Raw genomic sequence first — 22577 nt, forward strand, 5'->3', positions numbered from 1 at the left:
GCTTTCTTTCCGGTAAGCCAGCCTTTTGCTGTCTCACCGGTGATGTGAGGCAGCAACGTCCCAAACGTTTCTGCTAATAATTAAAGTGCCGCCAGGTACGGATTAACCGTGTCTGCCAGCAAAACTGCGTTCGCCGCTGCGCGCGCAGGAGAGCTTATTATGCTGAAAAATATCACCCGGCAGCTGCTTGATCAGCTGAGCCGCCACCTGCCACGCCGTCTTATCCAGCGTGACCCAATGCCAAACGCCAAAAATCTGGCGGGCGCGGCTATTCCTTCTTCCCTGACCGAACGCTGCCTGAACGTGGCGGCGATGGACGAAAACGAAGTCTGGCGCGCCTTTGGTGGGCACCCGGAAGGGCTGAATGCAGTTGAAGTCGACAAAATCCGCGCCGAGCATGGCGACAATCAAATCCCGGCGCAAAAACCTTCGCCCTGGTGGGTGCACCTGTGGGTTTGCTACCGCAACCCGTTCAACCTGCTGCTGACGGTGCTCGGCATTATCTCGTATGCCACCGAAGACCTGTTTGCCGCAGGCGTTATCGCCCTGATGGTGGGGATTTCCACGCTGCTGAACTTTATTCAGGAAGCCCGCTCCACCAAAGCGGCCGATGCCCTGAAAGCAATGGTCAGCAACACCGCCACCGTCTCGCGCGTGATTAACGAGCTCGGTGAAAACGCCTGGCTTGAACTGCCTATCGATCAGCTGGTTCCGGGTGACCTGGTGAAACTTGCCGCCGGGGATATGATCCCGGCAGATTTACGCATCATTCAGGCGCGCGATCTGTTTGTCGCTCAGGCGTCGTTAACTGGCGAATCACTGCCGGTGGAGAAAGTGGCGCGTACCCGCGATCCGCAGCAGATGAACCCGCTGGAATGCGACACCCTGTGCTTTATGGGCACCACGGTTGTGAGCGGAACCGCGCAGGCCATTGTGACGGCGACGGGCGGTAACACCTGGTTCGGCCAACTTGCCGGGCGCGTAACAGAGCAGGAAAGCGAACCTAACGCCTTCCAGAAGGGGATTGGCCGCGTCAGTATGCTGCTGATCCGCTTTATGATGGTGATGACGCCGATTGTGCTTCTGATCAACGGCTACACCAAGGGCGACTGGTGGGAAGCGGCGCTGTTTGCGCTCTCTGTGGCCGTGGGCTTAACGCCAGAAATGCTGCCGATGATTGTCACCTCCACGCTGGCGCGCGGGGCGGTAAAACTCTCAAAGCAAAAAGTCATTGTTAAACACCTCGACGCTATCCAGAACTTTGGCGCGATGGACATCCTCTGCACTGATAAAACCGGGACGCTGACCCAGGATAAAATCGTGCTGGAGAACCATACCGATATCTCAGGCAAGACCAGCGAACGCGTGCTGCACAGCGCCTGGCTTAACAGCCACTACCAGACCGGGTTGAAAAACCTGCTCGACGTTGCCGTGCTGGAAGGTGTGGACGAAGAGTCTGCCCGTACGCTGTCTGGCCGCTGGCAGAAGGTGGATGAGATCCCGTTTGATTTTGAGCGCCGCCGTATGTCGGTGGTGGTGAGTGAACAGCAGGACGTGCATCAGCTGATCTGCAAAGGCGCATTGCAGGAGATCCTCAATGTGTGTACCCAGGTACGGTACAACGGTGACATCGTCCCGCTGGACGACACCATGCTGCGCCGCATCAAACGCGTGACCGACAACCTGAACCGTCAGGGGCTGCGCGTGGTGGCGGTGGCCAGCAAATTCCTGCCAGCGCGCGTTGGGGATTATCAGCGTATTGATGAATCAGACCTGATCCTTGAAGGCTACATCGCGTTCCTCGATCCACCAAAAGAGACGACGGCACCGGCGCTAAAAGCCCTGAAGGCGAGCGGGATCACCGTGAAAATCCTCACCGGCGACAGCGAGCTGGTGGCAGCAAAAGTGTGTCACGAAGTGGGGCTGGATGCCGGTGACGTGGTGGTGGGAAGCGAGATCGAACATCTTTCTGACGATGAGCTGGCCCGGCTTGCTCAGCGCACCACGCTGTTTGCCCGACTGACGCCGATGCACAAAGAGCGCATTGTGACGCTGCTGCGCCGCGAGGGCCATGTGGTGGGCTTTATGGGCGACGGTATCAACGATGCCCCGGCGCTGCGTGCGGCAGATATTGGGATTTCCGTAGACGGCGCCGTGGATATTGCCCGTGAAGCGGCGGATATCATTTTGCTGGAAAAAAGCCTGATGGTGCTGGAAGAGGGGGTGATCGAAGGCCGCCGTACCTTTGCCAACATGCTGAAGTACATCAAAATGACCGCCAGCTCGAACTTCGGTAACGTCTTCAGCGTGCTGGTGGCGAGTGCGTTTTTACCCTTCCTGCCAATGTTGCCGCTGCACCTGCTGATCCAGAACCTGATGTACGATGTCTCTCAGGTGGCGATCCCGTTTGATAACGTCGACGATGAGCAGATCCAGAAGCCACAGCGCTGGAACCCGTCCGATCTTGGCCGCTTTATGCTGTTCTTTGGGCCGATCAGCTCCATTTTTGACATTCTGACCTTCTGCCTGATGTGGTTTGTGTTCCATGCCAACACGCCTGAACATCAGACCCTGTTCCAGTCCGGCTGGTTCGTGGTGGGGCTGCTGTCGCAAACGCTGATTGTGCATATGATCCGTACCCGCCGTATTCCGTTTATTCAGAGCCGTGCCGCATGGCCGCTGATTGTGATGACGGGGATTGTGATGGTGCTGGGTATCGCGCTGCCTTTCTCTCCGCTGGCGAGTTACCTGCAATTGCAGGCGCTACCGCTGAGCTATTTCCCGTGGCTGGTGGCGATCCTCGCGGGCTATATGGTCCTGACGCAAATGGTGAAAGGGTTCTATGCGCGCCGGTATGGCTGGCAGTAAGTCGTTTTACCCTCACCCTAGCCCTCTCCCTGTAAGGGAGAGGGAACCGTCCGGTGCGGTTTCCTCTCAAATTCAACAACCTGTGATCTCCGTCGTGTCATTCTCTTGACGACAAATTGAGCGCATGTTAACAGAATGTTTTGCCTTTTTTCGGCCCGTCAAATAAGGAACATTCATGTTACGGTACAGCCTCTTAACCGCCGGGCTTATGCTCGGCGCTTCTGCGTTTGCCGCTCCGGCAGGTGACCTCCCCCTGATGCCCTGGCCTGCAAAGGTTGAACGCCCGACAACACAGGGCGCGCTGGTGCTCAGCGATAACATTTCCGTTAGCGTCAGCGGTGACGATCTGGGTGACGCGGTTAACCGCCTGCGCCAGCGCATTGCGCTGCAAACCGGCTGGACACTCCGGCCGCAGGCCGATAAGCCAGACAAACCTACCATCCGCATCGACATTGCTAAAAAGGTGAAGCCGCAACCGCTGCCCGACAGCGATGAGAGCTACACGCTTAAGGTAGACGCTGACGGCGTGAACATCTCGGCCAACACCCGTTTTGGCGCGCTGCGCGGGATGGAAACGCTGCTTCAGCTTATCCAGAACGGGCCAGAAAATACCGCGATACCCTGGGTCACCATTGAGGATGCGCCGCGTTTCCCGTGGCGTGGTTTGCTGCTTGATTCCGCCCGCCACTTTATCCCGCTGAACGACATCAAACGGCAGATTGACGGAATGGCGGCGGCAAAACTGAACGTGCTGCACTGGCATCTGACTGACGATCAGGGCTGGCGATTTACCTCGAAGCGCTATCCAAAGCTCACGCAGCTTGCCAGCGACGGACAGTTTTACACCCCGGACCAGATGCGCGAGATCGTGCGCTACGCTACCGACCGTGGCATTCGCGTGGTCCCGGAAATCGACATGCCGGGCCATGCGTCGGCAATTGCCGTTGCCTACCCCGAGCTGATGAGCGCACCGGGGCCTTATGAAATGGAGCGCCACTGGGGCGTGCTGAAACCGGTGCTGGATCCTACCAAAGAGGCGACGTATACCTTTGCAGAGGCAATGGTCAGCGAACTGGCGGCGATCTTCCCCGATCCCTATCTGCATATTGGTGGCGATGAGGTAGACGACACGCAGTGGAAACAAAACGCCGCCATTCAGAAATTCATGCGTGACAACAAACTGGCGGACAGCCATGCATTGCAGGCGTATTTCAACCGCAAGCTGGAAACGATCCTCGAAAAACATCACCGGCAGATGGTGGGCTGGGACGAAATCTTCCATCCCGACCTGCCAAAAAGCATTCTGATCCAGTCCTGGCAAGGGCAGGACGCGCTGGGGCAGGTGGCCGAAAAAGGCTACAAAGGCATTCTCTCGACCGGTTTTTACCTCGACCAGCCACAGTCTACTGCCTATCACTACCGCAATGAGATTGTGCCGCAGGGCTTAAACAATGTGGATGTGATTGGCGATAACGACAGCCCGCAGAGCTGGTCTTTCACCCTGCCGCGCCTGAAAGGCAAGCCGGTGGAAGGGAGCTTTACGCTAGTGAAAGGCGATTCCGGCTGGCGAGGATTTATTGATTTTGCCGGGAAGTCGCGCCGCGCGGTTCAGAATATCGAATGGCGTAGCGACGACCAGGTGACCTTTACCGTCGATACCTGGATGGGCGAAACGCGCCCGGTGGTGACGGTGAGCACGGATACGCTGAGCGGCTATTTCCTGCTGGGCAACGCCCGTTACCCGGTCAGCGGCAAGCTGCTGGATGAGGTGCCAAAAGGTATCGCCCCGGTCGTGCCCGATACTGCCCAGCAGGCCAATCTGCTGGGTGGCGAAGCCGCGCTGTGGGCCGAAAACGTGGTGGCGCCGGTGCTGGATATTAAACTCTGGCCGCGCGCGTTTGCCGTGGCGGAACGCTTGTGGTCGGCACAGGACGTGAACGATACCGACAACATGTACACCCGTTTGCAGGCGATGGATAGCTGGTCAACGGTGTCGGTGGGGCTTTTGCAGCACAGCCAGCAGCAGGCGTACTTCACCCGCCTGGCGAACAATGGCGACAGCCTGCCGCTGCAGATCCTCGCGCAGGCGGTGGAGCCAGCCCAGTATTACACCCGTCAGCACCTGAAATTCCAGGCCGGGAATTACCATCAGTTTGAGCCGCTCAACCGTTTTGCCGATGCGCTAAGCGCTGAAAGCGCAACCGTGCGTCAGATGAATAAATGGGTCGACAGGCTGGTGAGCGATGCCGAAGACACGGAAAGTGCGGATGCGCTGCGCCACGTGTTTAATCGCTGGCAGAGCAATACCAGCGATGCGCTGGCGCTGAGCGGAAGCAATTATCAGCTGAAAGCCATTAAACCGGTGATTCAGGAAGTGGATAAGCTGGCGTCGATTGGGTTGCGCTTAACCGATCTGGTGGCGCGTCAGGGGACGCTGGATGATAAAGAAATTGCGTCGATTCAGGCGGAGCTAGATAACGCGGCGAAAATCCAGGATGAAGTGGTGATAGCGGCGGTTTACCCGCTGGAGACGCTGCTGCGCGCGACGCGCAATCAGTAACCGGGAATAAAAAAGGCAGCCCAGGCTGCCTTTTTCACGGGGAAACGAATTAACGACGTACTGCAATCGCTTCAATTTCAATTTTCACGTCTTTCGGCAGACGTGCCACTTCAACGCAAGAGCGCGCCGGGAAGGTGGCATTGTGTTCGGTGAAGAATGCTTCGTAGGTCGCGTTTACGGTCGCGAAATCGTTCAGGTCTTTCACGAATACCGTGGTCTTCACGATATCGCCCACTTTCAGACCCGCAGATTCAACGATAGCCTGCACGTTTTCCAGCGACTGACGTGCCTGCGCAGCTACGTCTTCCGGCACGGCGCCGGTTTTCGGGTTAACCGGGATCTGGCCTGAGGTAATAATCATGCTACCCAGATCAACGCCCTGAACATATGGGCCGATAGCCGCTGGTGCATTTTCCGTCGCGAGTACTTTGGTCATGATTTCTCCAGAATAACAGCTGATTTAAGAGTCCCGGCCATTATAACAGCCGGGATTTCATTACCAACCTCAATTAGTTGGCCAGCACCACATAATGAGAAAACTCTTTTTCGCAGTATTTGCATTTGAGTGCGATGTCATCGGCGCGTTTTTTCACTGAAAAACTGGAGGAAACCGGCTCAGCATGGCTGATGCAGTTGCTGTTCGGGCAGACCAGCACGCTTTCGATACGATCCGGCAGGCTTGGGCGCGATTTACCCACCACGTCATAATCGTCGATACGGTTAACGGTGGCGTCCGGTGCGTACAGTGACAGCTGGTTTACCTGCTCGTCAGTCAGGAACGTGTTCTCAATTTTGATCAGATCTTTGCGGCCCATTTCGCCAGACGGCAGGTTCAGACCGATGGTGATGCGCTGGTCAGTTTCGGTCAGCTTAAACAGGGTCAGCAGCTTAAAACCTACCTGCGCAGGGATGTGGTCAATCACGGTGCCACGTTTGATGGCTTCAACCTGAAGTTTGTTATCGTGTGTCATTGTCATTTCCCCTTACAGAGCTAATTCGCGATTCAGAACCAGTGCCAGTAACGCCTGGCGAGCGAAGATGCCGTTACCGGCCTGCTGGAAGTACCAGGCATGTGGCGTCTTATCAACGTCTGTGGTGATCTCATCGATACGCGGCAGCGGATGCAGCACCTTCATGTTGTCGCGTGCGCCCTCGAGGTCGCTGGCGCGCAGCACAAACTGGGCCTTCACGTTGGCGTATTCAGAGGGATCCAGGCGCTCTTTCTGCACGCGGGTCATATACAGAATATCCACGCTGTTCATCACTTCTTCGATGCTGGCGTGCAGGCTCCACTGAATGCCTTTCTCGTCCAGCATATCGAGGATGTACTGCGGCATCGCCAGTGCGTCCGGGGCGATAAAGTAGAAGCGGTTGCCGTTAAATTTCGCCAGCGCCTGGGTCAGGGAGTGGACGGTACGGCCATATTTCAGGTCACCGACCATGGCGATGTTCAGGTTTTCCAGGCTGCCCTGGGTTTCCTGAATGGTGAACAGATCCAGCAGCGTTTGCGTCGGATGCTGGTTCGCGCCATCCCCGGCGTTCAGTACCGGAATGCCGCCGGAAAACTCGGTCGCCAGACGGGCCGCACCTTCCTGCGGATGACGCATTACGATGGCGTCAACGTAGGTGCTGATAACTGAAATCGTGTCCGCCAGCGTTTCGCCTTTTTTACCCAGCGACGTGTTGCTGCTGTCTGAGAAGCCCACCACGCTTGCGCCCAGGCGGTGCATGGAGGTTTCAAAGGAGAGGCGCGTACGGGTAGAGGCTTCGAAGAAGCAGCTCGCAATGACTTTGTGTTTAAGCAGCTCCGGTTGCGGATTCGCCTTCAGTTTTGCCGCGGTTTCCAGAACCAGTTCCAGCTCTTCGCGGCTGAGGTCGTTTATGGAAATGATGTGTTTTTGATAAAGCGGATTCATGTTTATCTCCTGACGCCGGGCAAAAAAAAGCCCCTCAAATGAGGGGCTCTGGGAATAGGTTTAGCAACGGGAAGAAAAACGGCAGGCCAGCGTCTGATTTCAGACGCGGTAAGACGTTATGTCGTACACGCTTGACCATGCTTCCTCCCGGCAAATTGTCGGGCATTATACGCACCCCGATTTTCGGATCAAGCGATTTAATGCACACTTTACTCAATGCAAACGGTTCTTTGTGAATATTAATTCGTTCTGAGTAAATAATTAATTTGTTTGTGCACCAGGGCAGTGCGCTTCACCACGCGCGGGGCAACCCAGACAATACTGCTTCCGGCAACCACGCCTAAAATTTCCGGTAACTGGTGATAATCCAGAATACGCGCCACCGCGCGGCCATATCCGGCAACGGTATGGATAAGGATAAACTCGCTATTATGCTCCACGCTGACCACCATTTCGGAAACCGTACGCGCAGCATCGGGAGCAGGGCGTAACTGGTGATTCAACGAATAAATCTTTAGCCCTTTGGCATTTCGAATTTTTATGACTCCGAGCAACTTGAGCAGACGTGAAACGGTAGACTGGCTGATGCTGTCGAACCCCCGCTCCTGTAAGTCGCGGCGAATTTCTTCCTGGGAGAGATAACTCTTTTCGGTAATCAGACGCTGACACACCGTCAGCTGTAGCTGTTCCTTTGGAGAGTAATCACCATATTCCGTCATAACTTAATCCCATGTAATTGGCTGAAACAAAATGCCCGGTGGCGTTAAGCTTACCGGGCCTACAACGTCAAAAGATCACAACAACGCTCCGAGGCTCAACGCCACCATAATCACCACCGTCAGGATCGCCAGCAAAGGAGCAACCCACTTCAGGTAACGCACATAAGGGACGCGGGCGATCGCCAACCCGCCCATCACAACGGCAGAGGTCGGCGTGACCAGGTTAACGATGCCGGAAGCTGACTGATACGCCGTCACCACCAGGTCGCGGTTGACGTTAGCGAAATCGGCAAGCGGTGCCATGATCGGCATCGTCAGAACGGCCAGGCCGGATGAAGAAGGCACAAGAAACGACAACACCACCTCCAGCCAGTACATCACGTTGATAAATGCGACGGTCGGCAACCCGCTCACCAGCCCTTCAGCACTGTGTAAAATGGTGTGGGTAATCATGCCTTTATCCATTATCACTACGATACCGCGCGCAATGCCGATAATCAGCGCGACACCCAGCAAATCCCGCGCGCCGTTGATAAAGGTTGAGGTAAGTTCTTCTTCGCTCATGCGGGCGATAAGCCCGACGATGATCGCGCTGGCGAGGAATACCGCGGAGATCTCCGCCATCCACCAGCCGAGCACCGCCACGCCGTAAATCATCACCGCGAAGGCGAGGGCGAAAATCACCAGGATGATTTTGCGCACCGGGGTAAATTCCAGCGACTGTTCGCCTTTGTTACCGAGGAAATGGGCGAGGTTCTCTTCCTGTTTGTCTGCGACGATAGAGAGAGAGGGGTCCTTACGCACTTTACGGGCGTAACGCATCACCCACGCCACGCAGATTATCCAGCCAATCACCAGCAGCGCCACGCGCAGGGCGATGCCGTTGGTGAAGGGGATCCCGGCTGCGTTGGCGGCGATCACCGTGGCAAACGGGTTGATGGTGGAGCCGAGCGTGCCGATCCCGGCGCCAAGCAGGACGGTGGAAGCCGCCACCACCGGATCAAACCGGGCAGCCAGCATCACCGGAACCAGCAGCGTGTAAAACGGCAGAGACTCTTCGGCCATGCCGTAAATCGTGCCGCCTGCGGCAAACAGCGCCATCAGGATCGGGATCATCCACTCTTCACGACCACGTAACCGGGTGGTGACGCGCTCGATCCCGGCGTCAATCGCCCCGGTTTTGGTGACGATCCCCAGAAAACCGCCGATGATCAGAATAAACAATGCCACGTCGATGGCACCGGCCTGGCCGGATTCCGGATCGTACAGCCCGGCGATAGGAGCCATCAGCACCGAAATAATGCCCTGCGGATGGGCGGCTACGTGGGCGTAAGTCCCGGCAATGGGCACTTCTTTGCCGAGGGCCGCGTTCATTGCCATCTGGTACTGACCGGCCGGGACAACCCAGCTCAGCGCGGCCACAACGGCAATCAGAAAGAAGAGAATGGTGTAAGCGGAGGGAAACTTAAACTTGCCCATGGTGTTCTCCTTAAACCCGGCGCACCCCGCGGCACGCCGGGTGGTGATTAGTCGCCGAGTGTCGCCACCATGACCGCTTTAATGGTGTGCATCCGGTTTTCGGCTTCGTCGAAGACAATGGAATTGGGGGATTCGAAGACCTCTTCCGTCACTTCCAGCCCTTTCAGGCCGTAAGCCATTTCAATTTCGCGACCCACTTTGGTGTGCTCGTTATGGAACGCAGGCAGGCAGTGCATGAACTTAACATTCGGGTTGCCGGTGGCTTTCATCACCTTCGCGTTGATCTGATACGGCGTCATCAGGCTGACGCGCTCGGCCCAGGCTTCCTTCGGCTCGCCCATCGATACCCACACGTCGGTGTAGAGGAAATCGGTGCCGTGAACGCCTTCTTCCACGTCGTCAGTCAGGGTGATGCGTGCGCCCGTTTCTTTGGCGATGGCGCGACACTGCTCAACCAGCGCCGCTTCTGGCCAGAAGGATTTCGGCGCCACAAGACGGATATCCATGCCCATTTTGGCCGCGCCAACCATCAGTGAATTACCCATGTTGTTGCGCGCATCGCCCAGGTAGGCAAAGCTCAGCTCCGGCAGGGTTTTTCCCGGCGCGTGTTCGAGCATGGTCATCAGGTCGGCAAGAATTTGGGTCGGGTGGAATTCATCGGTCAGGCCGTTCCAGACCGGCACGCCCGCGTATTCGCCCAGCTCCTCGACAATCGCCTGACCGTAGCCGCGATACTCAATGCCGTCGTACATACGGCCCAGCACGCGGGCGGTGTCTTTCATTGATTCCTTATGCCCAATCTGCGAGCCGCTTGGGCCGAGGTAAGTCACCTGTGCGCCCTGGTCGAACGCGCCCACTTCAAAGGCGCAGCGCGTGCGGGTGGAGGTTTTTTCAAAAATCAGCGCGATGTTTTTGCCAACCAGAGTCTGCTTTTCGCGCCCGGCTTTTTTGGCGGCTTTCAGGTCAATGGCGAGGTCAATCAGGTACTGGATCTCTGCCGGGGTGTAGTCCAGCAGTTTGAGGAAGTTGCGGTTTTTCAGGTTGATGGTCATGTGGGAAATCCTTTTAAAATTAATGTCTAAGACCTGACCCCTCACCCTAACCCTCTCCCCAAAGGGGCGAGGGGATGGTTTGCTCCCTCTCACCTTTGGGGAGAGGGCAGGGGTGAGGGGTTTTAGTTGCGAATCAACGTGCCTTTCTCGCCTGCGAGGATCTCCGCGCCATCGGCCAGCGCGCCGATCCCGGCAATGCCGTTGCAGGTTTCAACAAACTCGCGGCAGGCGGCCACTTTCGGCCCCATCGAGCCGGCGTCGAACTGCATGTCTCTGAGCAGTTCCGGCGTGACCTGTGCCAGTGGGCGCTGGGTGGGTTTGCCCCAGTCGAGATACACCGCATCGGCATCGGTCAGGATCAGCAAGGCATCCGCCTCTATCTGACGCGCCAGCAGCGCAGCGGACAGATCTTTGTCGATCACCGCTTCGATGCCGTGGTAGCCGTTGGCGTTTTCCACCACCGGAACCCCGCCGCCGCCGTTACAAATCACCAGGTGGTCGCGCTGGATAAGTGCGGTAATGGCATCGCTCTCGACAATGCGTTTCGGCTGCGGGGAAGGCACCACGCGGCGGAAGTAGCGGCCATCGGCCTTAAACACCCAGCCTTTTTCCGCTGCCAGCGCGCTGGATTGTTCTTCGCTGTAGACCGGGCCGATGTACTTGGTCGGGTGAGTAAACGCCGGGTCGGCGGCATCCACTTCCACCTGGGTGAGCAGCACGCTTACCTCACGCTGGGGCAGGTTGTTTTTCAGCGCTTGCTGGAGCATGTAGCCGATCATCCCCTGACTTTCGGCCCCGAGGATGTCGAGCGGGTAGGGCGTGACCTTGTCATAGGCGCTGTTTTGCAGTGCCAGCAGCCCGACCTGCGGCCCGTTGCCGTGAACCAGCACCACGCGCCACTGCTCGGTCAGCCCGGCGATGGTGCGGGCCGCCAGCTCGATGTTCTGGCGCTGGATCTCCGCTTCCAGTGGTTCACCGCGTTTGAGTAACGCGTTACCGCCAAGCGCGACGACCAGAGTGGGTTTTCTTTCCATGATGGCTCCTTTAAATTCCGTCGCGTTCCAGCGGGCAGCTCATGCAGCGCGCGCCGCCGCGGCCACGTCCCAGTTCGTCGCCAGGGATTGGCAACACGGTGATCCCGGCCTTGTCGTACTTCTCATTGGTCCAGATGTTGCGCTCGTAGCCAATCACCACGCCCGGGCGGATGGTCAGCACGTTGTTGGCGTCGTTCCACTGTTCGCGCTCGGCTTCAAAGGCATCGCCACCGGTGGTGATCAGGCGTACGTGGTTAATGCCGAGCGCTTTTTCGATGGCGTGGAGCAGGTCGGTTTCCTGGGTACGCAGCAGGCCGCCGCGTCCGTCCGGGGTCAGCGTCCAGCACTGGGCGTCTTTGCGCACCACTTCCGGGTAGACGGAGAAGGTGTCGACATCGATGTGGGTCATGACGGTATCGAGGTGCATACAGGAGCGGTGTTTTGGCAGTTCAACGGCGATGACGCGTTCGGCCTGGCGGTGTTTGAACAGACTGCTGGCGAGGAACTCCACGCCCTGCGGGGTGGTGCGTTCAGACATGCCGATTAATACCGCGCCGCGGCCAATGACTAATACATCGCCGCCCTCTAATGTGGCGTGGTCGTAATTAATATTTTCATCGCCGAAGTATTTAATAAAATCACCGTCGGCAAACGCAGGGTGCCAGCGATATATAGCGCGCAGGTTATTGGTTTCACGCTGGCGGGCGGCTTTAGCCATTGGGTTAATCGACACACCGTTATATATCCAGCAGGAGGTATCGCGGGTAAATAAATGGTTTGGCAGCGGCTTCATAATAAAATCATTTGCCGTGTGGGTATCGACGACCATATTTTTAATTGCCGCCGGAATTTCGCCGTAGGTTAATCCACCGCTTAACCGGCGAGCCAGTTCGCGGTGCGGCATATCGGCCAGCCAGCCACGAACATCGCCCGCAAAGGTCGGCCCGAGGCGATAATCAGAGATTTGGGTTTCCAGCAGCCAGGCTTTGGCGTCTGCAATATCAAGGGTTTGTGTCAGAAGGTCGGTTAACAGCAGGACTTCCACACCCTGCTCGCGCAGCGTGTTTGCGAACATGTCATGCTCTTCACCCGCACGTTCAACCGATAACACATCATCGAATAATAATTCCTGGCAATTCGAAGGAGTTAAGCGTTTTAAACTTAAATTAGGGCGGTGCAGCATCACACTGCGCAATTGACCAATTTCAGAACCGACGTAATGCTTTTCCATAATTATTCCTTTAACTGTTTTTCAGAATAAAAAGGGCTGGGCCATGTAGTTATTTGCATGGCGGATTAGCTCAATTGATTTCACGGCTCATACTAGGCGACTTGTTATTTCATATTGTGATGTTGCTCACGCGGAATGGGGTATTGAATGGTTTGTTTTTATTTGCATGACGCGTATCAGATAATGATTAACTAGGCATTATTCAGAGATGAATAACTACGCGGTATTCTTCGGTCTTATTTGTATTTGTTATTAACTTGTAGAATTTAACGCTTTGACATATTTGGTTATCGTATTGATTTTAAAGTATTAAATTAAGTCAGTAGAATGACTATGCAAAAACACACATTAATTATTTTTGACTTAAGGAAAATCAATAAATATTTATTTGTTGATTCCGCAAATTATCAAAATGGTGAAATGTGAGGTAGGGATGGTTTTTGTGATTAGATCTTTTGAATCAACAGATTAGATTAGTGCGTGTGAAGCCCCTATTCTGAGGTTATGCATAACCGCTGCATATTTTCTTGTTGCAGGTTAACAGGCAATTAACAGATTTCCCGATAAACATGCGTTTGCGCAAATCTCTTCTAAAAAGTGGTGGTATGGCAGTGGGAATTCTCGTATAAAAGATAAAAATGAAACGATGTTTTATATTAAGGGTTAGATCATGATTGTTGGCAACATCCACCATCTACAGTCCTGGCTGCCGCAAGAACTGCGTCAGGCCATTGAACACATCAAAGCGCATGTCACCGATACCACCCCGCTCGGCAAGCACGATATTAACGGCAACAACCTGTTTTATCTGGTGTCTGAGGACATGACTCAGCCGTTTGTTGAGCGCCGCGCGGAGTATCACGCGCGCTATCTGGATATCCAGATAATCATGAAAGGCCAGGAAGGGATGACCTTCAGCACCCTGCCGCGCGGCACGCCGGACACCGACTGGCTGGCGGATAAAGACATCGCGTTCCTGCCAGAAGGTGAGCAGGAGAAAACCGTGGTGTTAAGCGAAGGGGATTTTGTGGTGTTTTATCCGGGGGAAGTGCACAAGCCGCTGTGCGCCGTGGGTACGCCTGCGCAGGTGCGCAAGGTCGTGGTGAAGATGCTGATTAACTGAAACGGGTTTGCTCCCTCTCCCAGTGCAAGGTAAAAGCAAAAACGACAACTTTGTTGTCGTTTTTTAGTGTTTGCTCCCTCTCCCCGTGGGAGAGGGCTGGGGTAAGGGCACCAGCCCGCAGAGGACTAACTGCCAAGCGTCGCCACCATCACCGCCTTAATGGTATGCATCCGGTTTTCTGCCTGGTCGAACACAATACTCGCCGCCGACTCAAACACTTCGTCCGTCACTTCCATCCCGCCGTGCAGGTCGAACTCTTTCGCCATCTGCTTGCCGAGCGTGGTCTGGTCGTCATGGAATGCTGGCAGACAGTGCAGGAACTTCACGTCCGGGTTGCCGGTCAGCGCCATCATCTGGCTGTTCACCTGATACCCGCGCAGCAGCGCAATACGCTCCGCCCACTTCTCTTTTGCCTCGCCCATCGACACCCACACGTCGGTATAGATGAAGTCCGCGCCTTTCACGCCTGCCGCCACATCTTCCGTCAGGGTGATTTTCCCGCCGTTCTTTTCGGCCAACGCGCTGCACTCTGCCACCAGGCTCTCTTCCGGCCAGCAGGCTTTTGGTGCCACCAGGCGCAGATCCAGCCCAGTCAACGCCGCGGCTTCGAGCATGGAATTGCCCATGTTGTTACGCGCATCGCCTGCATACACCAGCGTCATCTCGTTAAACGCTTTGCCTGGCAGATGCTCCTGCATGGTCAGCAGGTCGGCTAACAGCTGGGTTGGGTGGAACTCGTTGGTCAGCCCGTTCCACACCGGCACGCCAGCGTACTGTGCCAGGGTTTCAACCACTTCCTGACCGTGGCCACGGTACTGAATGCCATCGTACATGCGGCCAAGCACGCGCGCGGTATCTTTAATTGATTCTTTATGCCCAATCTGGCTGCCGCTCGGCCCTAAATATGTGACGCGCGCGCCCTGGTCAAATGCGGCAACTTCGAAAGAGCATCGTGTGCGGGTTGAGTCTTTTTCGAAGATGAGCGCGATGTTTTTACCGGTAAGCTTTTGTACTTCCTTGCCATTTTTTTTATCAGCTTTGAGCTGTGCGGCAAGTGTCAGCAGAGAGGTGAATTGTGCAGGGGTAAAATCGAGCAATTTCAGAAAGTGTTTCTTATACAGATCAGACATTTTATCCTCACATGGCGAACGCCACTTATTGAATTAAAATTCACTTTATATGTATGAATATTCATTTGCAACCCCGTTTCACAAATCTTTCTTACAAAGGTGGAGGCAAACACGTCCGTGTGTGAAAATAGAAGTATCTGCCGCACTTTAAAGAGGAATGAGCCATGGCAAACCCGGAACTACTGGAAGAGCAACGCGAAGAGACGCGTCTGATTATTGAGGAACTGCTGGAAGACGGCAGCGATCCGGACGCGCTGTACACCATCGAGCACCATTTCTCTGCCGACGATTTCGAAGCGCTGGAAAAGCTGGCGGTTGAAGCTTTCAAACTGGGTTACGAAGTGACCGAGCCAGAAGAGCTGGAAGTGGAAGAGGGCGACACCGTCATCTGCTGCGATATCCTGAGCGAAGGCGCGCTGAAAGCAGAGCTGATTGATGCGCAGGTAGAACAGCTGATGAACCTGGCCGAGAAGTTTGAAGTGGAATACGACGGCTGGGGAACCTACTTCGAAGATCCGAACGGTGAAGACGGCGACGAAGACGACGAAGATTACATCGACGAAGACGACGACGGCGTGCGTCACTGATTGTATTTTGCGGCAGCTTCGGCTGCCGCTTCAGGAACCCGAATGGATTACCCGCAGATACTCGCCCCCGTACTCAACTTCCTCCAGTGCCCGACCCCGCAAGCATGGATTGATAAAGCCCGCGACCCGGCCAACCTGCCGCTGCTGCTGACCGACCACATGGTGTGCGAACTTAAAGCCGCACAGACCGCGCTGCTGCTGGTGCGTAAATACGTCGCCGATGAAAGTGGTGCCGACGCGTTGCTCGACTGGCTCAGACCCTACGAAGTGTTTACCTTCCGCGACGGCCCGGAGCCGGACTTTATCGCCCTGCACAAGCAGATTAGCAAAAGCGTGATGCCCAAAACCGACGATCCGTGGGGCCAGTTGCTTATCGACAGCATGGTGCTGCTGATAAAAGAAGAGCTGCATCACTTCTGGCAGGTGCGCGAGGCGATGCTGGCGCGCGATATTCCGTACGTCAAAATCACCGCCAGTCGCTACGCTAAAGGGATGCTGAAAGAAGTGCGCACGCACGAACCGCTGACGCTTATCGACAAGCTGATTTGCGGGGCCTATATCGAAGCCCGTTCCTGCGAGCGCTTTGCCGCACTGGCACCGTTCCTCGACGACGATTTGCAGAAGTTCTACCTGTCGCTGCTGCGCTCGGAAGCACGCCATTATCAGGACTATCTGACCCTTGCCCAGCAGGTGAGCGACAACGATATCTCACCCCGGGTACAGCTTTTTGGTGAAATTGAAGCCACACTTATCTCGACACCGGACAACGAGTTCCGCTTCCATAGTGGCGTGCCGGTGTAAACCGACACTGCAAAAGGATGCGAGATCGAGATGAAAAAAACGTGGATACGTATTGTAGTGGTGGCCGTAGTGGCCGCCGCTGTGGCGTTCTGGGTCTATTTTGATAAGCAGCGCTTGCAGCAAGATCCGGAACAACAGCTTGATACCACCCTGAACGCCATGCCCGCCTGGCAGGTGCTGAAAGAACAAGAGCCGGCGCTGCAAAAGCGCATCCGCGAGCAGATCCTCACGATGCAGAAGGCGGGCGAATCTGAACAGCACATCATCGATGTGATCCAACCGCAAATCCTCAACCTGCAAATGTCGCGCCTGCAATACGCCCCGGATGCCAACGTGGTGGAGTATATGAAGGCCAATATGGAGCAGACCGCCGCCATTCAGAAGGTGAGTGACGATGCCTGTTTCCGGTTCTTGTATCCCGGCGTGAAGGGCGGCGTGAACCCGATGCGGGTGCTCGATAAACCGATGATGCAGCGTCGAATGCAGGCCGATGCCGACATGATGCGCGCCGCCTACGGGAAAAACCGCCACACCGTGACACCTGAGGAGCGTGCTGCCGCCGTAGCCGATGTACGACCCATAATGAAGGAACTTGCCGACAAATATGGCGAGGCCATCCAGCTGCTGCAAACCCCTGAGCAAGCGGTCGGCAAGGAGAAGCTTTCGTGCGATATGGTGCAGGATATGTGGGCGAAGGTGCTGAAGCTGCCAGAGCCGAAGGCGGCTGGTGTGATTCGACTGGCGGTTTCGGAGCTGGATTGACAGGTGTGCTGGTTTTTTGGGCACTTAGCGTGGGTTTAGCGCGTCGCTGCTTGCATGGCGGCGCGCGACAGGTATAATCCACAACGTTTCCGCATCCCCTTCAGTGCCGAAGTGGCGAAATCGGTAGACGCAGTTGATTCAAAATCAACCGTAGAAATACGTGCCGGTTCGAGTCCGGCCTTCGGCACCACGCTATCTTAGTCTGTTACAATCACTAGACTGCTTTTCAATATCCTAATTATTGGGTAAAGTACTCCCTATCTAAAGCTATGCTCATAAGCAATCTGAGAAGTTAAGTTTTGAGAATAGCTTAATTGTTGGACGCCCAAAACAATTAGGGAATATTATGACTATCAGATTTAGTTATCCAGGTATAAAAATTAAGCAAACAAAAGAGTCAAATGAGATTGTTTTGTTTGGTGCATCTGCCTATGAAATAAGTCGATGGGCAGGTGTCCCGCAGAAAACAAAATTTGATGTTGTTGAGTCCGTTGGTTTTCAAAGGGTTAAAAACGAAAAAAGATTAACTGAATTAAAACGCTTTTATACCAATGGTCATAATGTTGTGCAGAATACATTAATTTGCGCAATAAGAAATATTGATGAATGTAAAATTATTTTCGATGGTGAAGATACTGGGAATATTATTATAGAATTCCCAGATTTTTATAAAATGCCCTTAGTTGAGCTTTTCGGAATTCTCAGGAAAAATCTTGAAGAACGTGTTACTGATAAGACTTTACTAAAAACAAGTCTCTTAGATATACAGAAAATAAAAAGAGCTCTTTCGATCTCAGGCGATTACTATCAAGAAGAGTTTCTTGATGAATCAGCGAATAATGATGAGCGCTTATCATTAAACGACACTGAATCTGATTCGAATGATTCAAATGAAGTGGTACTTGATGAATCACATTTTTTTGATTTTATTAAAGAAGTTGCTTCAAGGCATGAAGTTTTGAAAGAACTTGGGGAACAATATAATAGTAATGATTCTTTCTTGGGATTTGATAGAGACGCTCTTATATCATTTATCTTGCCCGTTAGCCTTGTTGATGGGCAACACAGATTAGCTGGTGCTATTGAAGAGACGCAAGCCAAAATAAATGAAGGATATTATGCGGATGAAATTGAAAGTTTGTACGCGAAAGATATTCCTGCTGATGAAATAAATGAAAAACTCTTAACTAAATATTCTAGAAAGTTGCCTGTTTCTTTACTTCTCTCATCGGATCCGGCGGAGCAAGTTTTTCAGTTCGTGGTAATTAACCAAAAAGCGACTCCTATTGAAAGATCATTATTGGGAACAATTGTCTCGACAACGCTCACTAATGATGAGATGGAGCAGGTATCGGAACGTTTACGCTCATCTGGTATACAGTTAGAGGAGGCTCGAGCTATTACCTGGATGGCAAGAAGCGAAGAAAGCCCATTCTGTAGATTAGTCGAGCGTGGTGTAGAAGATGAAAAAAATGATCTACTACAGTGGTCAGTAATGGGTAAAATAATTGCTATCTTTAAAGAACTTTCTGGCGGAACTAGATTTGGGGAAGGTAATGATTATGCAAGAAGGTGGAAAGATAAATTCTTAGCCAACTCTGAAATTGTAGCTGATTATGCTAATCAAGGCTACGAAACACCATTCGATTATTGGCATTCTCTTGAAGGCCCATGGCGTGAAATATTTATAGAATTTTGGAACTGTATTAAAAACTTTTTCTCACAGGATGTAAATCCGGAAAGATTTAACTTCTGGGGTAAACCAAGAACATCCAATTTATTTAACAAAATATCTTTGACAATTTTGGCAGCAGATTTCTTTGAATATTTAGTTGTTGCGAAGATAGAGCTATCTTCTAAAGAACAAATAAAGCATCTTGTTAATGAATGGCTTACGGATGTCAGCCCAGAGTACTTCGATCGCGACTGGCAACTTTCAGGTGTTAAGAAAGATGCAAAAGGAATACGTGAACAATGGGCATATCTTTGGGCGGAATATCGTAAATCACCGGATACTTTACCAAGATATACGCAATATAGAATTTCTAAAAAATCATGATGCAATATCAATCAACAGATATCGCTGCCCTAATAGGCAGCGTATTAAACCAAGATGATGTTTGGAATACAACATCCCAAGCTTCAATTTCTTCAATGAATTTTCCTGATCAACTTTTGGGAAGACGAAAAGAAATTTTACGGGGGGATATACATCGTGAGTGGGGTCGTTGGTTTATAGAGCAATTTATGGATGAACGATATTTCATCGAAAATATTAATTATCCAAAAGTTTTTTTAGAAGTAAACGCGATTTTGAAGAATATATTAAGTTGGGATTTTGAAGAAGATAAAGTTAAAACTCTAGCGAGAATTATAACAAAATATGTTTTGGATCAGGTTCAATTTGTTAAATCAACAAGGAAACGTAAGGTATTAGATAATAAAGATAAATCTTTCTTATTATCATTATATAGTAGCCAACCGAGATGTTGGTTAACGGGGTTGCCTTTTTCTGATAATGCGATAGACCTCTTCTTAGGTTACGAGCCTGGTCCTATAATGCTTCCAGAGTTTGTGGATAAATACTTACCTATCGGCCTTTTGCAACAACATTTAACAATTGAAATCGATCATCTTTATCCTTTTCATTGTGGAGGTGACGATGATTTTGCAAATTTCAAATTGATTTGTGGATGGGCAAACAGAGTCAAAAGCTCTCAAATATCCTTTTATATGAAGGGTACTGGAAATGTTGGAAAATCGAATATCGGTCTGGATAACTATTATTGGGCTTTGCGTGCAATAGGGATGCGGAGAAAATGTGAGCATCCTAACTGTACTGCAACATTAGAAAACTCACCACTAACAATTGAATCGTATCATGGTGAGGGAAAAATCATTAACCCTATAAGTATGAAGGTATTATGTTATGATCATATTCAGGATAAAGAGCGATTTATCAAACGGGAGAAATTCATAGCTTCTTAATATCATCAAGACTATATACCTTGTTTAATAAATATGAAATACCTCGATGCAAATGTAGCTTGAAAGATTGGTTCAAAATATCGTCATCGAGGTTATTAAAATCTTGGAAAGTACGTTGACGAAGCATCACCATGTATACATCTGAAAAATCACCACCGAACGTTTTCCAAGACATTTCAATATTGCTATTTGTTATTATATCCTCATGTGGAGGAATACTTTCCTCTGCAAGTGATAAACAAAAAGCCCATCGACATAATATGTTCCAGTGATCTATTCCTGTACGTTTCTTCAATGTGATTAGCTGTTGTTTAGCTTTTTCAGAAACTCTTATTATCTCAATAGTCATTTTATTTCTTTACCTTCAAATATCCTTTATGAAATTCGGAGCTATTGCATTCTTCACTATAAATTATAGTGTATTGTTGTGCTAATGCCGGAGCAAGATCGTCATAATATTTACCGTAAATTTCTTCATCGGTAGATAATAAAATTACTTGTGAGGCTGCTCTTGGAAAGTAATTTTTGATTAAGCGAGTTCTATGCACACCATCAAGCCTTCCCATTGGAGTATCAATTATAGTTGGTAGTTCTTTTCCTGAGCAATCGGCCAAACCCCATAGTATTGATATGGCAAATAGCTGCCGTTCACCAGCAGAAAGACGATCAGCTGATAAAATTTGATAATCATGTGTGTATAAAGTTATATTAAAATCACTAGGATCAATTGTAAGTCTCTCAATCAAACTGTCTTTTCTTTTCAACTGATCAAATTTTGATTTAATTCTTCCTTCAAGTCGCTTAATGTTTTCTTGAACCATCTGTGCATTAAATTCATTTACAATTGTTTGTAATGAGTCTATATGATTAATGATCTCATGCTGTCTTTCATGCTCGAATGTTTCGGAATTAGACTTATGAAGTAAAGATTCATATTTTCGCGTTAATGTATCTAATTTTCCATTAAGAATGTTTATTTCATCATTAAGTGTATTTGTTTGATTCGTAATGGTATTTTTTTTCTCATTGAGAAGAGCGTTTTTTTCGATTAAATGCTTAACGTCATCTAGGTTTGGAATTATAGCCATTTTCTGATGACAAAAAGCAAGCTCTTCTAATATCTCTGCTTTCTTGTCAATAAACTCTTTAAACTCTTTATCTTCAACTTTCAATTTTTCCTTTATGAAGTCGAAATTAATTTCTGGCGAGTTTAAATAACAATAGAAATTTTCATCCATAGCAGGCGACACATTGTTTCTATCAAAAACATCACAGATGTCTTTTTTAATTTTAGAATCAGTAATTACTGATAAAATAGCCTCCATTAATGAGTTCTGATGTTCTATGATAATTTTTTCAGCATTTTTATATTGATTGAATTTAATCTCTGCTTTCAATTGTACATTGCATTTGTTTATTAGATCGCTTACAAGTTTTAATGGTAATACACTTGCAGCAAGTTTCAATTGCGAATGCTCTATTTCAAACCGTTGTTGATTTAAATCGAATATTTTCTTTTCGATTTCTTTACGTAAGGATAATTTATCAGCCCCGCTAGATGTTAGCTCATTCTCTAATAAGCTTAATTCTCCATTGACACTTTCTAATTCAATATTTCGAGTGTTTAATTCTTCATGTAACTTATCTCGGTTAGTAGTAAGTTGCTCTAAATTATTCTTCAGAGTTAGGAGCTCATAATTATCTTCTTTATTTAGTAATTTTTCTTGCTTTCGTCTTTTGATAACTTTTAGATTATTAGAAAGTTGACTTAAATTTTCTAGCCCCAGTAATGCTTCAATTCCTGTTTTGAGAAATTCAGCCGAACGCTTAGGATCTGCGATGTTTTCAATTTTTTCGCCGTCAAAGAAAAATAATTCTGAAAGGGATTGTGGAATAAATTCATTAACAATTTCATCCCAATTTTCACTTAGAAGTAAGTCATGTACTCCATTATAAAAAACAGTTATCTTTTCTTTACAATCTTTTTTATCTGTTTTTTCCCAGCTTCGTTCTATTTCATAAACATGAGGTTTAAAAGTATTATCATTATGACGAAATCTAATAGTTACGGATGCAGTTTTTTGTGCCGCAAAGTGATTAATGTTTTTTTCAAGGAATGCAGAATAGCTTAATCTTCCTCGATTAGAACATTTAGCGAATTTTCCATATAAAGCTAATTGAAGAGCGTCTAAAAATGTAGTTTTTCCTGCACCGTTTAGAGCCCCGATAAGAATTACTGGCTTTAACGGATCGGAGCTATCAAGGGATATCTCGTGCATCCCTTTGTATATTCCAAAATTATTAAGTTTGAGTTCTTCTAAAATCAT

General features: G+C 50.7%; 21 protein-coding genes, 1 tRNA gene and 1 pseudogene. 10 read left to right on the forward strand and 13 right to left on the reverse strand.

Going from position 1 to position 22577, the window contains the following annotated elements; all coding sequences use genetic code 11:
* Positions 1-159 precede the first annotated feature (159 nt).
* Positions 160-2868, forward strand: coding sequence for a magnesium-translocating P-type ATPase (gene mgtA, locus M987_RS08265; RefSeq protein ID WP_014068685.1), 2709 nt, complete (start codon positions 160-162; stop codon positions 2866-2868).
* Between the two features lie 175 nt (positions 2869-3043).
* The gene (locus tag M987_RS08270) at positions 3044-5428 is read left to right on the forward strand and encodes a beta-N-acetylhexosaminidase (RefSeq protein WP_014068686.1); all 2385 of its coding nucleotides are present in this window, start codon (positions 3044-3046) and stop codon (positions 5426-5428) included.
* Between the two features lie 49 nt (positions 5429-5477).
* Here M987_RS08270 and ridA read toward each other — a convergent pair whose 3' ends face one another.
* The 4 genes from ridA to M987_RS23855 form a co-directional block, all read right to left on the reverse strand.
* A complete protein-coding gene (gene ridA, locus M987_RS08275; RefSeq protein ID WP_014068687.1) occupies positions 5478-5864 on the reverse strand; it encodes a 2-iminobutanoate/2-iminopropanoate deaminase in 387 nt (128 codons plus the stop codon).
* A gap of 73 nt (positions 5865-5937) precedes the next feature.
* Positions 5938-6399: an aspartate carbamoyltransferase regulatory subunit gene (gene pyrI, locus M987_RS08280; protein WP_014068688.1), complete on the reverse strand. Its 462-nt coding sequence runs from the start codon at positions 6397-6399 to the stop codon at positions 5938-5940.
* A gap of 12 nt (positions 6400-6411) precedes the next feature.
* Positions 6412-7344 (reverse strand): aspartate carbamoyltransferase, encoded by a 933-nt coding sequence (gene pyrB, locus M987_RS08285; RefSeq protein ID WP_014068689.1) that lies wholly within the window; start codon positions 7342-7344, stop codon positions 6412-6414.
* A gap of 34 nt (positions 7345-7378) precedes the next feature.
* Positions 7379-7483, reverse strand: a complete 105-nt coding sequence (locus M987_RS23855) for a pyrBI operon leader peptide (protein WP_022646880.1) — start codon at positions 7481-7483, stop codon at positions 7379-7381.
* On the opposite strand from M987_RS23855, the pseudogene M987_RS25265 reads away from it, so the two are divergent.
* Positions 7463-7580 (forward strand): annotated as a pseudogene (locus M987_RS25265) (hypothetical protein). The gene M987_RS23855 and the pseudogene M987_RS25265 overlap by 21 nt on opposite strands.
* A gap of 3 nt (positions 7581-7583) precedes the next feature.
* Here the strand turns inward: M987_RS25265 and M987_RS08290 are convergent.
* The 5 genes from M987_RS08290 to arcA form a co-directional block, all read right to left on the reverse strand.
* Positions 7584-8063: an arginine repressor gene (locus tag M987_RS08290; RefSeq protein WP_014068690.1), complete on the reverse strand. Its 480-nt coding sequence runs from the start codon at positions 8061-8063 to the stop codon at positions 7584-7586.
* Positions 8064-8138: 75 nt separating this feature from the next.
* Positions 8139-9542 (reverse strand): YfcC family protein, encoded by a 1404-nt coding sequence (locus M987_RS08295; protein ID WP_014068691.1) that lies wholly within the window; start codon positions 9540-9542, stop codon positions 8139-8141.
* A gap of 47 nt (positions 9543-9589) precedes the next feature.
* Positions 9590-10594, reverse strand: coding sequence for an ornithine carbamoyltransferase (gene argF / locus M987_RS08300; RefSeq protein ID WP_014068692.1), 1005 nt, complete (start codon positions 10592-10594; stop codon positions 9590-9592).
* Positions 10595-10716: 122 nt separating this feature from the next.
* Positions 10717-11628 carry a carbamate kinase gene (locus M987_RS08305; protein ID WP_014068693.1) on the reverse strand — a complete coding sequence of 304 codons (912 nt, stop codon included), beginning with the start codon at positions 11626-11628 and terminating at the stop codon, positions 10717-10719.
* A 10-nt stretch (positions 11629-11638) separates the two neighbouring features.
* Positions 11639-12859 (reverse strand): arginine deiminase, encoded by a 1221-nt coding sequence (arcA, locus tag M987_RS08310; protein WP_014068694.1) that lies wholly within the window; start codon positions 12857-12859, stop codon positions 11639-11641.
* A 670-nt stretch (positions 12860-13529) separates the two neighbouring features.
* On the opposite strand from arcA, the gene M987_RS08315 reads away from it, so the two are divergent.
* On the forward strand, positions 13530-13982 hold the full coding sequence (locus tag M987_RS08315) for a YhcH/YjgK/YiaL family protein (protein WP_014068695.1): 453 nt from the start codon (positions 13530-13532) through the stop codon (positions 13980-13982).
* A 125-nt stretch (positions 13983-14107) separates the two neighbouring features.
* On the opposite strand, the gene argF (M987_RS08320) is transcribed toward M987_RS08315, so the two are convergent.
* Entirely contained in the window at positions 14108-15112 is a 1005-nt protein-coding gene (argF, locus tag M987_RS08320; RefSeq protein WP_014068696.1) for an ornithine carbamoyltransferase, read from the reverse strand.
* Complete coding sequence (gene argL, locus M987_RS25045) at positions 15082-15177, reverse strand: putative translational regulatory protein ArgL (RefSeq protein WP_217188093.1); 96 nt, start codon at positions 15175-15177, stop codon at positions 15082-15084. The genes argF (M987_RS08320) and argL overlap by 31 nt, the downstream gene beginning before the upstream one ends.
* A 99-nt stretch (positions 15178-15276) precedes the next feature.
* On the opposite strand from argL, the gene rraB reads away from it, so the two are divergent.
* From rraB to M987_RS08350, 6 genes are all read left to right on the forward strand, one after another.
* A complete protein-coding gene (gene rraB / locus M987_RS08325; RefSeq protein ID WP_014068697.1) occupies positions 15277-15699 on the forward strand; it encodes a ribonuclease E inhibitor RraB in 423 nt (140 codons plus the stop codon).
* A gap of 42 nt (positions 15700-15741) precedes the next feature.
* Entirely contained in the window at positions 15742-16500 is a 759-nt protein-coding gene (miaE, locus tag M987_RS08330; protein ID WP_014068698.1) for a tRNA isopentenyl-2-thiomethyl-A-37 hydroxylase MiaE, read from the forward strand.
* Positions 16501-16530: 30 nt separating this feature from the next.
* Positions 16531-17262, forward strand: coding sequence for a hypothetical protein (locus tag M987_RS08335; protein WP_014068699.1), 732 nt, complete (start codon positions 16531-16533; stop codon positions 17260-17262).
* A 105-nt stretch (positions 17263-17367) separates the two neighbouring features.
* Positions 17368-17452, forward strand: a tRNA-Leu gene (locus M987_RS08340).
* A 156-nt stretch (positions 17453-17608) separates the two neighbouring features.
* Entirely contained in the window at positions 17609-19321 is a 1713-nt protein-coding gene (locus M987_RS08345; RefSeq protein WP_014068700.1) for a ParB N-terminal domain-containing protein, read from the forward strand.
* On the forward strand, positions 19318-20250 hold the full coding sequence (locus tag M987_RS08350) for an HNH endonuclease domain-containing protein (RefSeq protein WP_014068701.1): 933 nt from the start codon (positions 19318-19320) through the stop codon (positions 20248-20250). The genes M987_RS08345 and M987_RS08350 overlap by 4 nt, the downstream gene beginning before the upstream one ends.
* Here M987_RS08350 and dndE read toward each other — a convergent pair.
* Together dndE and dndD are read right to left on the reverse strand one after the other, a co-directional pair.
* Positions 20237-20599, reverse strand: a complete 363-nt coding sequence (gene dndE / locus M987_RS08355; RefSeq protein WP_014068702.1) for a DNA sulfur modification protein DndE — start codon at positions 20597-20599, stop codon at positions 20237-20239. The genes M987_RS08350 and dndE overlap by 14 nt on opposite strands.
* A 1-nt stretch (position 20600) precedes the next feature.
* On the reverse strand, positions 20601-22577 hold the full coding sequence (dndD, locus tag M987_RS08360) for a DNA sulfur modification protein DndD (protein ID WP_014068703.1): 1977 nt from the start codon (positions 22575-22577) through the stop codon (positions 20601-20603).

Origin of the sequence: Enterobacter soli ATCC BAA-2102 (assembly GCF_001654845.1) — a bacterium.
Classification (GTDB): domain Bacteria; phylum Pseudomonadota; class Gammaproteobacteria; order Enterobacterales; family Enterobacteriaceae; genus Enterobacter; species Enterobacter soli.